Source organism: Acinetobacter sp. NIPH 817 (assembly GCF_000368405.1).
In the GTDB taxonomy this organism is placed as follows: Bacteria; Pseudomonadota; Gammaproteobacteria; order Pseudomonadales; family Moraxellaceae; genus Acinetobacter.
The window spans coordinates 387656-399858 of the sequence record NZ_KB849420.1 but is presented as its reverse complement, the minus strand read 5'-3'; the positions used below and the strand labels follow the sequence as shown (position 1 = coordinate 399858).

At 37.8% G+C, this 12203-nt stretch carries 15 protein-coding genes and 1 pseudogene; all 16 read right to left on the bottom strand.

The window, feature by feature from the left end; genetic code table 11:
- Window positions 1–95 precede the first annotated feature (95 nt).
- Window positions 96–761, bottom strand: a complete 666-nt coding sequence (locus tag F968_RS05570) for a hypothetical protein (RefSeq protein ID WP_004791108.1) — start codon at window positions 759–761, stop codon at window positions 96–98.
- A gap of 37 nt (window positions 762–798) precedes the next feature.
- Window positions 799–1197: a hypothetical protein gene (locus F968_RS05565; RefSeq protein WP_004791106.1), complete on the bottom strand. Its 399-nt coding sequence runs from the start codon at window positions 1195–1197 to the stop codon at window positions 799–801.
- A 1-nt stretch (window position 1198) separates the two neighbouring features.
- A complete protein-coding gene (locus F968_RS05560) occupies window positions 1199–1567 on the bottom strand; it encodes an HK97 gp10 family phage protein (RefSeq protein ID WP_004791104.1) in 369 nt (122 codons plus the stop codon).
- Window positions 1539–1946, bottom strand: a pseudogene (locus F968_RS05555) (hypothetical protein). Before F968_RS05555 ends, F968_RS05560 begins: the two are co-directional and overlap by 29 nt.
- 67 nt (window positions 1947–2013) lie before the next feature.
- Window positions 2014–2757, bottom strand: coding sequence for a PP2C family protein-serine/threonine phosphatase (locus tag F968_RS05550; protein ID WP_004791101.1), 744 nt, complete (start codon window positions 2755–2757; stop codon window positions 2014–2016).
- Window positions 2750–3508, bottom strand: a complete 759-nt coding sequence (locus F968_RS05545) for a serine/threonine-protein kinase (RefSeq protein WP_004791099.1) — start codon at window positions 3506–3508, stop codon at window positions 2750–2752. Before F968_RS05545 ends, F968_RS05550 begins: the two co-directional genes overlap by 8 nt.
- Before the next feature lie 188 nt (window positions 3509–3696).
- On the bottom strand, window positions 3697–4065 hold the full coding sequence (locus F968_RS05540; protein WP_004791097.1) for a hypothetical protein: 369 nt from the start codon (window positions 4063–4065) through the stop codon (window positions 3697–3699).
- A gap of 3 nt (window positions 4066–4068) precedes the next feature.
- The gene (locus F968_RS05535; protein ID WP_004791095.1) at window positions 4069–4458 is read right to left on the bottom strand and encodes a hypothetical protein; all 390 of its coding nucleotides are present in this window, start codon (window positions 4456–4458) and stop codon (window positions 4069–4071) included.
- Between the two features lie 4 nt (window positions 4459–4462).
- The gene (locus F968_RS05530; RefSeq protein WP_004791093.1) at window positions 4463–5128 is read right to left on the bottom strand and encodes a hypothetical protein; all 666 of its coding nucleotides are present in this window, start codon (window positions 5126–5128) and stop codon (window positions 4463–4465) included.
- 68 nt (window positions 5129–5196) lie between these two features.
- Window positions 5197–6141 (bottom strand): major capsid protein, encoded by a 945-nt coding sequence (locus F968_RS05525; protein WP_004791091.1) that lies wholly within the window; start codon window positions 6139–6141, stop codon window positions 5197–5199.
- A 27-nt stretch (window positions 6142–6168) separates the two neighbouring features.
- On the bottom strand, window positions 6169–6936 hold the full coding sequence (locus tag F968_RS05520) for a DUF6651 domain-containing protein (protein WP_004791090.1): 768 nt from the start codon (window positions 6934–6936) through the stop codon (window positions 6169–6171).
- Between the two features lie 113 nt (window positions 6937–7049).
- The gene (locus tag F968_RS05515) at window positions 7050–7670 is read right to left on the bottom strand and encodes a super-infection exclusion protein B (RefSeq protein ID WP_004791088.1); all 621 of its coding nucleotides are present in this window, start codon (window positions 7668–7670) and stop codon (window positions 7050–7052) included.
- A gap of 46 nt (window positions 7671–7716) precedes the next feature.
- A complete protein-coding gene (locus tag F968_RS05510) occupies window positions 7717–8820 on the bottom strand; it encodes a minor capsid protein (protein WP_004791086.1) in 1104 nt (367 codons plus the stop codon).
- 10 nt (window positions 8821–8830) lie between these two features.
- Window positions 8831–10273 carry a DUF4055 domain-containing protein gene (locus tag F968_RS05505; RefSeq protein ID WP_004791085.1) on the bottom strand — a complete coding sequence of 481 codons (1443 nt, stop codon included), beginning with the start codon at window positions 10271–10273 and terminating at the stop codon, window positions 8831–8833.
- Complete coding sequence (gene terL / locus F968_RS05500; protein ID WP_004791083.1) at window positions 10270–11697, bottom strand: phage terminase large subunit; 1428 nt, start codon at window positions 11695–11697, stop codon at window positions 10270–10272. Before terL ends, F968_RS05505 begins: the two co-directional genes overlap by 4 nt.
- Window positions 11687–12157 carry a DUF2280 domain-containing protein gene (locus F968_RS05495; RefSeq protein ID WP_004791080.1) on the bottom strand — a complete coding sequence of 157 codons (471 nt, stop codon included), beginning with the start codon at window positions 12155–12157 and terminating at the stop codon, window positions 11687–11689. Before F968_RS05495 ends, terL begins: the two co-directional genes overlap by 11 nt.
- Between the last annotated feature and the right edge of the window lie 46 nt (window positions 12158–12203).

Sequence of the window (12203 nt, the reverse complement as noted above, 5' to 3'; positions counted from 1 at the left end):
CTATAGGCATAAAAAAACCACCGATGAGGTGGTAATAGTTAAATAAAAAAGCCATCTATAAAGAGAGCTTTTTCTAGAAGTAAATTCCTCTCACTTTAATTCAATAATTCTTCATCCATATCAGTAGCATCTACTTTAGTTTCTTCCTTTTTCAAATTATCAATAAAACGTATAACGCTACTTTGTTTTCCACCTTCGTTTAAGCACATTATCCCAACTATAAAACACAGTAACGGACCTAGAATAAGCTCCATAGTTACCGTATAGTTTTGCGCATGATAATAATTTAAAATATAAGCCTTATATTCTCCAAAAAAGATATAAGGAGTTACTGCTAAGCTTACAAATAAAATATAAGAAAGAAAAAAGTAAATTCGCTGTTTTTTGGGTGCCTTTGGTTCTAAAGAGCTAACCAAATTATTTGAATCATATATTAATTTAATCCTATCTTTATATAAGACATAGATATTTACAAGCTTATCAGCATCTCTATATTGAGTGAAATAAGAAGCCTCATCAAAATTAATAGCTGAATTATTGAATAGCTTTTTTGAGAATCTATCCTTGGTCAATCTAGATAATGAAGAATCATTTTTTAGTTTTTCGAAGTCTTTAGCTGCTTCTATATCTAAATCAATATCCGAATGCAGCTTTAGCTTACTATTTTCGGTACTATTTCTGTTTAATCGCCATATTAAAATCGGTATTAGAATTGTAGATACTCCAGAAATTAAAGTCTTTATCCATTCTAGTAAATCCATAAGAAACCAAACTCGATTAAAAAATTACGCGAGTATTTTAGTGGATTTTATAACCAATCGTTATATTATATTGAATAAAGTCAGCATCTTGACCGACAAAAATTGATTGTCCATGTAAACATTCAAGATGATCTAAGATGAAGTATTCAAAATGATGAAGTAATGCATCACTGAGCTCAGTTAATCCTTTCACACCACTATGATGACGTGCAAAGCACTGGACCATAATATTTCCTGTACGCCGTGTACAAGGATTATCAGCAATGCCTGAAATAAAACTTGGTCCACCAGCAATAGTCAAACGACACCACAAGCCTTCCTTTGGAACCGTAAAGCCTGGTGCATTTGGATACTGAATTCGTTCCTGAGCAATGCCTGTAAAGCTTTGCATGCGGTCAATAATAGCTTGTCTAGTTTGCTCTAAAGTCATTGCCATCTTAACCACCATACTTTTGAGTAATATAAGTGAATGTTGTGCTGTAGATACCCTGCGGTGCTTGATCTGACCAACCATCTTCTAGGCGTTCAGCATATGCTTTATTGTTTTGTATGTAGACTAAATTGCCGAGCTTAAACTTCACAGATTGAATAGCAGCATCCTGAACGGCGTTTGTTTCTGGTCCTCGTACTCCATACTCACCTGATCCAATTGAAACAATATGAGAAGAACGATAAGCACCGGTATCAACTGGACTTGAATCAACTAATGATTGCACTGTATCCATCGTGATTTTCTTTACCTGGTCTTCTGCTGTTTTAGTCACATCAATACTAAAATCAGTCGGCTTTTTCCCCTTCCATCCCATGCTTTACCTCACTTTCATCGTACATTTCGAAAAGGTCTTGAGCGATCGCTTGAATTGAGTAAGCTTCAAATTCTTAGCTAGGTTCCTTTTCACCCATTAGTTTTCTGATTTTCTGCCAAACATGAACAGCTTCATGTAAAAGCAAACCATAGACTTCAATCGGTTTTCTTTCTGAAGTATCCCCGATCTGAACAATTGCATAAGCGCCATCAAAATAGTAATCGACTTGAGCTGCTGTTCCTTCTATAGACATGAACTGATCAACCTTATTCATATCCTCAAATAGAAGATCCATGTGTAGTTGATTTCGAGCCAGCGTGTAATGCACATGTTGAAATGGTGAGATATGCCATAAAGGAACATAATCCGTGCTTATCATAAAGATTCCTATAATTAGGCATAAAAAAACCACCTTGAAGGGTGGTTAGTTAAAATAAATGATATGTTTAAATACCAATTTTAAATTTTGTAGAAATTAAAGAATAATCATCAATTGGCCCATTTTTTTCTATCCGTTTAAGCAAACTAGTACTAAAAGCTGTTGGATTATTCATAGTATTCAAGGAAAATTTTGGTCTTTTTTCCCAGAATTCATAAGCTCCATCAGACATAATATTTACAACTAAATTTCCTTGCTCATCAATAATATCTTTCATCATAAGAAATGAATACTGATATTCTAAATTAATACTCTTTGATAAGGCCGTTACCAGTATATTTTTACCTGGCATTTTTTTAAGCTGACGCTCAGTGTATAGCCCAGCCTCTAATAACTTCTGATGTTGAGTATGGTCTTTCGTATGACAAGTTAATTTCTGTTCAGATTTTATATAGAGCCGACTATCACCAACATGAATAATATGTACACCGTTTTCTTCAACCACTCCAACTGTTAAAGTTGTCGCTGCCTGAAAAAACTCTGGATTGATTAATTCAAGCCCACTTAATTTATTTTTAATTTTTAATAATAAATGTTCTATTTCACTCTCTGTAGGTATTTTTTCTATTTTAGAAATACATTCAATAGCTAACTCTGAAGCCAATTTTGCACCAGGATATGAACCAACACCATCAGCAATAGCAAAAATATATCCGCCATTTAGCTTCAAAGGGAGAAGAATAGAGTCTTCATTTGTTTTATTTGAAGATTTAGAGTGCGTGAAAGCAGCTACATTAGTTAGTTCAAACATTCATCCCCTCCTCATAAATTGGTAAAAATATTTTCAATATTTGATTAACTGACTGGTATCTGTCAGAAGGTACATGTGCTCTGCACTTATTAATAATTGGAGCTAACTTTCGAGCTAACTCATCATCTAAGTAGCACATGTACTCTAAGAATGTACCAATAGCATAGATATCTGATTGATCACTAAAATGCCCAAAAACTGCTTCAGGCGCAAGGAATCCTGGAGTGCCCATTCCTTGACCAATAGCAGTCAATGGTGTTGTCTCGGGGCTAGAAACAGTATCTTTAACTAAACCAAAGTCAGCAATTTTATATTTATCACCAACTTTTACCATGTTTGAAGGCTTAATGTCTCTATGTAAAAGTTTTTGTTGATGAATATGAATCATTCCCAAAAGTAAATCTAAAATACATTTTAATCTTTCTTTATTTGGAAATTTACCATTTATTATTAATTTTTCTACATCTATTTCGCCCAGTTCCATTACAAACCAAGGCTCTACGCTCTCTAGATCACAGATATAAATTTGAACAATATTTGGATGACTACATTTGGCTTGTAGATGTCCTTCTCTAACAAACCTCTTTCTAAAAGATTCTATTTCTCTTGCATTTGACTTCATTGTCTTCATTGCAAATAAGCCGCATAGATGGTCTTTCTGATTATAAAGTTCAACTTTTTGCACAAAACCGAAAGATCCGCCCCCCATATCTTCTATAGGAACAATTTTATAACTACCTCTTACTAACATTTATTATTTCCGCTCTTTACATAAATATAAAATAACGGTTATTGACTAAAACATACAATAGAATGTGATAAAAATATGATTAATTTATATATATACTTTTAGCTAATATAACAATTAATCATTTTTTCTCTACAAAATATTCTGTGCTAATTACTTTTGCTTTTAAGTAGATTTAAATTTATAAGACTTTAAACCTTCCTCAACTGACATTTCCAAATAGTAGAGGCAGGATCTTGTTGAATATGAATTACCCGGAATGAACCTAAGGCTGTAATCCACTCATCATCAATTTTTGGGGCCATAGTCACTTCATTTTGAAGCACAGTCGCTTTCTTATCTGTGGCCAGTACTCCAAGTGTCTGAATCTCGTATTGACTGTAAGAGCCAAATAGAACGCCACGACCAGAATAGTTTTCTTTAACTTCAACATAAGTTTCAGTCTTAGGATCCCAATTTGTTTTTGAGATCCGCTCACACGTAAAAGCATGAACGGCGTCCGCCAAATCGTCATTAAGTGCTTCAGCAATATCTGCCTGAATTTCGTCACGTAGGCCCATAAATCATGCTCTATAAAGTGGAATACCAAAACTATTAAAACTTGCATTAGGATCTTTCAAATCGAGCGATTCAATATAATCAATTGCTATCTGTTCAAAGCTAGAAATCGCTTCAGTACCCTCTTGATACTCTTTTTCAGATTCGACTGAATCAGCTTTAACTTTCTTTCGTTTAAGCAGCTGCTCTTTGCCGTTATAAATCACCTTGGCCAGAATACCTTTAATGATTTCACAAGCAGCATCTTTAAGAAGTGAATCTATAGGATCCGGCACAAATCCAATGCGTTTTTTCATCCATACATTTGCAAGCTGGACTAGACGAGCTTTATCACTATCCGGTGCAAAATCGCTACCCAAAATTGAATTTGCGTCATCTAAAGTAATAAAGCTCATAGGATTATACCTTCGGGATTAATTTAAGAAGTTCTGCTTTTGTTGCAGTTGGTTTATAGCCAATATCTTTACTCGCTAAAAACTCTTTGAGCTGTTCATTGGTCCAGCTTTCATAATCATTTGGGTTCGATGCTTCAGGCTGAGCTGTTTTACCTGTACCTGCTTCAAGCTCTGAGATACGCGCTTGCATAGCAGCAACATCATTTTTAAAAGCATCAAATTCTGCTTGGATTCTAACTACCTTTCCTTCAGCCGCTTTAGTTGTATTGTCGGCTTGGGTTACAGCATCTTTTAAACGTGAGTTTTCAGAAATTAATTCAGAACTATCACCACTTGCCTGTTCCAAGATTTCGATTTTCTGTTTAAGTTGCCCGTTTTCTTCAATAACTTTTTCACACTCAGCTTTTGTATTATCAATGACCTCTTGCAGCTCAGGGGTAATTCCCACTGCGACATTTACTGTGGCCAAAGTCGTTTTTGCAGGCTCTTCCAGTTTGCGAACTTCAACTGGAATATTCAAAGCTTCATAATCATTTTTAATTTTTGGATATTCACCATAAATGATTACTTCTTCAGCACTACGATTTGGATTTTCATAGTAGTCAGGGTTAGCAATGGTCCCGACTTCTAAAGCTGCTGCTGCGGCAATACGCGTATAGATTAACTTCATGATACTTTTCTCTTAATAATTAAAAAGAGGGCTAAATAGCCCTCCAATACATTTAGGTGTTTAAGGTTTTAAGGCGTACCCGACAAATCAAGCAATGTACCAGCCGTCATTTTGTTGCTGGTTGCATGTTTCAACCAGTTTGTACTTGAACCCAGTAAAGAAAGATCAGGATTAATACCTTTGGTTGTATCCCAGCTATATCCAAGAAGATCCATGTTAAAAGTACCTTCAGCACGCATGCCAATTCCCAAGTTTTCTTCATCATTAATGTCGTAAGCTCGGAAGCCTGGCACTTGTGATTCCGTGACAGTCACCGCTCCCACTTGCAGACCAAATGCATCATCATCACCTACGGCATCAGTAACCAATACCGGCTTACCTAAAGTACCTGGTAAACCACCATAGATAACGATTTCAGATTCGCCATAAATCTGCTTAGTGATTGCATCATCAACAATATCGAAATAGGTGTCTGAGTTCATTACCCACAAACTAATACGGCCAAACTTATCGCCAAACTTACGCATTCCTTTGGTTAAAGCTTTACGACCATCTACTGCGATACTGCCTTTTGCAACCATATCAGGATTGCTTGTAATTGCTGCTTTCAATGAAGCCAAGCTGTACTGTAAACGTCCTGCAACTAAAGCATCTGCCAGATCATAGCCAAGAATCATTGCAAACTCTTCAGGGGTACGAGCACGGCGCTTAAAAGCTTCTTCAGTAGAAGCATAAGGACCATATTTGTAGGGAATTTTCACCCCTACAGATTCACCAGCGCCAATTTTTTCAGGATTAACTTTAGCATTTGAGTTCACATCACGATGCTTGATACTTCCCCCCACTCGGTAAAAAGAATCTTTGCTAAAGTCACCTTCAATGATTTCATTGCGATAAACAATCGCTCCAGCAGATGCCTCATTAAAGACATTCAAATTATCTTGCAAACGCTCTAAATAGGCAGTTTGAGCCAATTGGTTGTAGATGATCATGTCTGAATTTACTGTAGTCATAACGACTTATCTCCAAATGTTTAATAATTAGTTCGGTAGTTTTAGGAAGGATTCTTGGCCATGTTCTTTGATGTAATCGGCTCTTTGAGATACTGACATCTCGCTGCGCTTCATACCTGCTGGTGCTCCACCTTTGCCCCCGCTTTGGAAACCACCGCCATTTCCTTTACCACCTTTAAGGATTAAGTCTTTATGCTGGTATCCACCAACCAAGGACTCTAAAGCTTCATCTACATTGGCAAGTTCACCAGGGCGAACACGGGAATAAATCTTTTCCCCTTTTTGGTCGTAGGCAACAACTTTGCCTTCTTCGATTTTGAAGTGCTGGCCAAAGGTCGCTTGAACCATATCAACTGGTACTGCAATGTTGTCTTGAATGTACTTAGAACGAGCAAAACCACCGCCGATAAGTTCTTTATGCAAAGAGGCTTGTAGAGCATCACGCTGCTCAACAATAGGAGCATATTTTTCTTCAACTGCTTTGATAGCTTCAGCTTTCACTTTCTCAACTTCGCCAGCATCCACCAGCTTTTTATCGTCAAGGTTTTGCATAGTCTGAATTGCTTTCTTAGCTGCTGTTGGATCATCGATACCTTCAAAAGCTTTTAAGGCTTTTTCCGCAGCTTCTTTAGCTTCACGATTTGTTTTAGCTTCATTGTTTAAACGTGCAATAGTTGCTACAGAGTGAGCGGCATCATGAGGTGTCTCTTTGCCATCATCATGAATATAGATAGGTTTATCACCTTCTACTTCCGCATAAACTTTACCGTCGATTGTTACTGTTTTAAGTTTCATAAGTCATCCGACCCTATATCTAAAATGAGCATCCGCTCGTTGCGCCCTATTCATCCAAACTACAGGCAATAAAAAAGAGCCTTTCGGCTCTGTACTAAACACTTAAAAACTGGTTAATATCCAATCGTTCTCCGATCCCTATTAACCTCTATTACACTTTTAGGAGTGAATTTACCTAATAGTGTTTTTACCTCCGTTTCATTATAGTTTTCTGAATAGATTTCCGGATAAGAATTAGCTAGTCTTTGTTTCATATCTATTGAAAGATTTAACATAGCTGCCTCTCCCACTAAGGTCATCCTCGCAGCATTACTGGCCAATGTAAGTATGTTCGAATTAATAAGTTCAACTACTTCTTGTGTCCTAAAAGGCAACCAAATAGTTTCTGATTGCTGAATGAAGAATTGTAATAAAACAGCTTTTTCTTGATTCGTAAGATTAGCAAGTTTTTGGTCAATCCTTTTGCTGGCTTGTTTTTTGAAGCTACTTTTACTTAACGAATTACGCAAATAATTGATTATTGATTTTACGCATAACACTACAATAGTAATTGTAGACAATAGAAAAATAAGCCCAATATAATTTTTGTACTCTTCTTTAATCAGAGCATACCCAGTTAAATCTGCTACGCCAAATGTATTGTAAGACAACAAGCCCGAAGTAATGGCAACAACGTAAAGAAGAATATTATGAGTTCTAAAAATGTCTAAACTAGCTTTGATTAAATGTTCCATGACAAGTATTTATATAAATTTCTAATAAAAACACTCTAGCATAAAATTATAATCCAAACTCCTTGAAGGTTTGCTCATCCAACTTTCTTAACTCATCTAAACTATATAAACGCCCATCCGGGTCAAAGAACTTTTCAAAATCAAACTTTCCTTCTTTATAAAGCTTGTACCTCTTTGGCCCTAGCCACTCCTTTTGGAAGAAATCATCTGTTTTCTTAAAGAACTCTTTAAATGTGGTGTTTGCATCCAATTGCCCTATTAATTGGCTGCGCTCATCTTTCGGGATGTCTTTAACTTTTCGCTCATCCATTACAAACGGTCGCTCACCAACTAATTGCCCATCTTTTTCCACTGGTACTAAGATACTGCGACAATGCGGATGCAACGGCGGTACACGTTTAGATGGGTCGTTTATTTCCCAAGTTGAACCATCAAGCGAGGCACATAACTTAGAAGTTCTTCCATCAAGTACACTAACAAATCGTACATATTCAAAGCCTAATTGATTAAAGCTATTCAGATAGGCTTGATTAGCTACATGACTTCTTACAGTTCTAACAGTGCGGTCAATATCCGTCTTGGTACCATTTAAGATTCCATCCTCATAATTGAGCCGTTTGGTACCGCGAATACGCTGAACTATTTGTTGATTTGTTTTTCCAGTGCTGATTCCATCACGAATTGCATATTCAACTTTTTGCCGGGCACTTTCTGCAATTCTTGATAGAAGGTCTTCAACAAGAGCACCGCCTGTAAGTGGTACCTTTTTTGCAGCTGAATAGAGCTTTTCTCCATCTGGTTTATTTATCGTTGTGCCAAACAACTTTGCCATATAGCTGGCTTCATAAACGGCCATTGCCGTAGCCGATACGGCGAATGCTTCAGGTAAGCTTGTATTAACACTACTGAACCATAGGGTAATTAAATCTCTAATTTCCTTTAGATTTGAAGTTGTGTATTTGCCTCCAGCTAAAGCAATCTTTTCTGAATCACTAAGTTCATCCAGTAAATCACGAAGCTTTGAAAGCATTGCGTTCGTATCATCATTGAATAAACCCAATAATTCATTTACTGATTGCGAAGAAGCACGATAAAGATAAGCCTGGTGTTGAGTGAGTACCTCTAAAAGATTTTTATTATCTTTAGCCATATCACCCTACCTATAGATTTACTGTTCCGTCTTTTTCGGCTTCGACATTGACCAGCTCTTGTTCATATTTTTGTTTAGGGAACATTCCAGTTTGGTTATATTCCCACCAAGATTTAAATGAAGAACGCCCTTGTAAGGCTGCTTCAAATAATTGACGAGCAAGTTCAGCGAGATAACCTTGCTTATTGAATTCCTGACTGATTTCAAACATCAGCTCATCTTTAGTTAAAACATCAACATTAGGCGTTACAAACTTAGCTGCCCATCTTAAAGCCATCGAAAAGGCTTCATTCATATTCACAACACATAATGAAAGAACTGAATGCTGAACAGCGTCATCACTGTTTGATTCGGTAGCTGTCTTTTTAGCTGCCGAACCCTTTTCTATTAAACGAGCACCCATTTCTTTCATTTGGTCCCATTTATCCTTCATTGCTTCACGAGCTAAAGTATTTGGATCTGCTTGTACAATTCCCAAATCACCATTTTCAGGTAAAGGTAATAGAACTTTTGCACCGATATAAATGCCACGCTTTTTGGCCTCGTCATACCATGCCCAATTGACTCCCTTTGCATAAAACTGTGGTTGGCCCATATAAAAAACGGACTCTTGGAAGTCCGCACTGTCTCGATAATGAGCCAAATTAAGATTAGCTAATGGAAGCAGTGGCGGCTTCTTAATCTCCTCAGAGTTGTCAATTGCCCCCACAAAGGTAAAGGGGATATATGACCAAAAATCACCATTATAATCAGTCGGAAACTTCTTCTCTCCACCTACCCATGTACCTTTATCACCTTTAGCGTAAACCTGAACTGAATAGATATAATTTTCTTCACTGTCAGGTTCTAAACGCAGAACTCTGAACTGCTCAACCTCAGTTTTGCTAAAACCATCAGTGCCACGTTCAGAAGTAAATTCACGGATGACCACCAAGCAAAGCTTTTTCTGGTTATCGATCATCATTGAATCCCAATTGATTACATCAATGGCATTTAATAAATGAATCATCGGATAGGCTTTTTGCTGTTTAAACTCAGCAAGATTTCGTGCCGGAGTAACTGTTGGGTAGTCAACATATAAAGCGCATCTGTAATGCTTTAATAAGTGTCTAATTCCCGTCTGTGCCAATTGATAAGCACTTAAGCCTGCGCCGTTGGCATTGCGCTCTAAATGCTCAAGTTGAGTTGGAAACTTAAAGCTTGGATCTGTAGCAAATGCAGCACCCACTAAACTGTTTGATGTTGTACCTGTAACTTCATAAAACACAGCACGTACCAAATACGCTAAGTAAGCACTTTTGTTTGCTGGCGTTTTGTCATGCGCATTTGGCTTGGGTAAATACTTTTCACCTTTAGCCTTTACAGCATCCTCACCTTCACAAACATCATCCAGTTTTTGCCAGTATGGCAAGTTTTTAACATACTCAGGATGTTTAAAAGTTACGTCACTCATCGAGCAAATCCCATATCAGCAAAGAAGGCTTCAAAACCTCCATTCAATTCATTAAATGCATCTGAACCAGCATCAACCTGGTCGTCATGCGTTCCATTTGGAAAATTTCGAAGCTCTTCTATAAACTCTTTATTCCAATCACCTCTAAGCATTCTGACGTTGCCCACGTTAACTTGAGCCGCAAAGGGTTGAGCTCGTGTGAGTTTGTCACCTGAAACAGGTTTAGCTTTGACGTCATATCCTGCAAGAAGTTTTACGAATGAACTGGCTTGTGATTTACCAGCTTGACCAGGATCTTGAGGGATCCTTACCATTACGCCCATTCCATCTAACTCAGTAGTTTGCTTTAAGCGCTTATTTACGTTGTCTGGCCCAAGTTGCCCCTTCGTTACATGGACTATGTATGTATATCCATCTGAACCTAAAGCTTCTCTCACACCTGCTGTAAAGTCGCCTTCATTCTCAGTTGCACCAAAGTCCCACGCTCGTACCTGCTTCACTACATCCGCAGGCAAAGCATCTACAATTTCAATATTGTCAGGCTTAAAAAAACCGCCTGCTGGCGGTGATGGCATTTGTCGATATTGCCCGGCAAAAACATATGGAGCAGCTTGCTCCATTTGCTTTAATTTTTGAATATTGTGTTTTGCTGGCCATAACGCAGATCCATCTTCTTGTATGGCTGAGAGACAAAGATGCTCCCAAACTTCACCATTACCCCCAGCAACGGGTACGCCGTCTTTTCTGTCACCTAACAACCAGCCAGCTAAATCATCTTCATGCAAACGTTGCATAATGACAATAATCGGCGTTTCAGGTGAGTTTGTACGTGACTCGAGTGTGTTCTGGAACCAGTCAATCACACCTTCTCGAATAGTTTTAGAAGATGCTTCATGTGCTTTATGTGGGTCATCAATAATGATACAACCACCAAAGTCGTCTCTTAGTTTTCCTGCTCCGAACCCGGTAATGGTACCGCCTGTACCAGTCGCATAGCAGACACCGCCTTCAGATGTGCGCCAGAAGTCTTTTGCCTTACTGTCATCTCTCAAAGCAAAGTTAGGAAAGACTTTCTTATAGGCTTCCTCTTGAACAAGGCCCCTAATCTGAAATGCATTATTAGCTGCCAGCATTGCCGAATAGCTAATATGAATAAATTCAGAATCGGGCTTTTTACCGTAACACCATGCCATAAAATTAATTACGACAATTTCAGTTTTAGAATAACGAGGTGGCAAATTAATAACTAACCGCTTTGTTTCTCCGCGATAGACTTTCATTAAAGCCTCACAGAGTTCTAAATGGTGCCAGTTATGCATCCATTTATAACCACGGCGCTCCTTAAACATGTACCTTGTGAAGAAATATAAATCTTCTTGCGCCTCGATCCGGATGGCTTTATCCCGAGCCGCATCAGTACTCATCTAAGACCTCCCTCCGCGCTTTTAAATACTCTTCCATTGGAACTGGAATATCAGAATTGACCGTTTGAACTGGTCCGCCGTCTTTGCCTGTTATTTCTTGGCGGTTAGTAAATTGTCCACCAATATCTTTTGCAGCTTGTTCTAGAATTTTTAGCGCTGTTTTAACGTTTCTAGTTCTATCAAGCTGTCTTTGATATTGCTTCAGACGGTAGTACTTATTCGCAATAGGAATATCAATTAAGCCTTCATCAAATCTTTCTCTGGTCCCTTCAAAAAGCTCAACATATTTCTTACTTAAGTTTCTGCCAGAATATTTTGTTGGGTCATAGCATTCGCATTGGCTGCGACTAATATCAACACCAAACTCTTGCTTGACCTGTTCAACCACTTCTTGAGGGGTATCACGGCATGCAAGAGCTTGAACAATATATATTTTCACAGGCTCTTTAAGTGCTGCCATAAATTCCCCTTCGTACAGCTACGTACAGCAAACAGGTTAAAAAAAA

Excerpts from the sequence above, each read along its gene's own strand:
- F968_RS05525 (WP_004791091.1), bottom strand. The coding sequence starts at position 6,141 with ATGACTACAGTAAATTCAGACATGATCATCTACAACCAATTGGCTCAA.
- F968_RS05570 (WP_004791108.1), bottom strand. The coding sequence starts at position 761 with ATGGATTTACTAGAATGGATAAAGACTTTAATTTCTGGAGTATCTACA.
- F968_RS05505 (WP_004791085.1), bottom strand. The coding sequence starts at position 10,273 with ATGAGTGACGTAACTTTTAAACATCCTGAGTATGTTAAAAACTTGCCA.
- F968_RS05495 (WP_004791080.1), bottom strand. The coding sequence starts at position 12,157 with ATGGCAGCACTTAAAGAGCCTGTGAAAATATATATTGTTCAAGCTCTT.
- F968_RS05515 (WP_004791088.1), bottom strand. The coding sequence starts at position 7,670 with ATGGAACATTTAATCAAAGCTAGTTTAGACATTTTTAGAACTCATAAT.
- F968_RS05545 (WP_004791099.1), bottom strand. The coding sequence starts at position 3,508 with ATGTTAGTAAGAGGTAGTTATAAAATTGTTCCTATAGAAGATATGGGG.
- F968_RS05535 (WP_004791095.1), bottom strand. The coding sequence starts at position 4,458 with ATGAGCTTTATTACTTTAGATGACGCAAATTCAATTTTGGGTAGCGAT.
- terL (WP_004791083.1), bottom strand. The coding sequence starts at position 11,697 with ATGAGTACTGATGCGGCTCGGGATAAAGCCATCCGGATCGAGGCGCAA.
- F968_RS05510 (WP_004791086.1), bottom strand. The coding sequence starts at position 8,820 with ATGGCTAAAGATAATAAAAATCTTTTAGAGGTACTCACTCAACACCAG.
- F968_RS05530 (WP_004791093.1), bottom strand. The coding sequence starts at position 5,128 with ATGAAGTTAATCTATACGCGTATTGCCGCAGCAGCAGCTTTAGAAGTC.
- F968_RS05560 (WP_004791104.1), bottom strand. The coding sequence starts at position 1,567 with ATGGGATGGAAGGGGAAAAAGCCGACTGATTTTAGTATTGATGTGACT.
- F968_RS05550 (WP_004791101.1), bottom strand. The coding sequence starts at position 2,757 with ATGTTTGAACTAACTAATGTAGCTGCTTTCACGCACTCTAAATCTTCA.
- F968_RS05565 (WP_004791106.1), bottom strand. The coding sequence starts at position 1,197 with ATGGCAATGACTTTAGAGCAAACTAGACAAGCTATTATTGACCGCATG.
- F968_RS05520 (WP_004791090.1), bottom strand. The coding sequence starts at position 6,936 with ATGAAACTTAAAACAGTAACAATCGACGGTAAAGTTTATGCGGAAGTA.
- F968_RS05540 (WP_004791097.1), bottom strand. The coding sequence starts at position 4,065 with ATGGGCCTACGTGACGAAATTCAGGCAGATATTGCTGAAGCACTTAAT.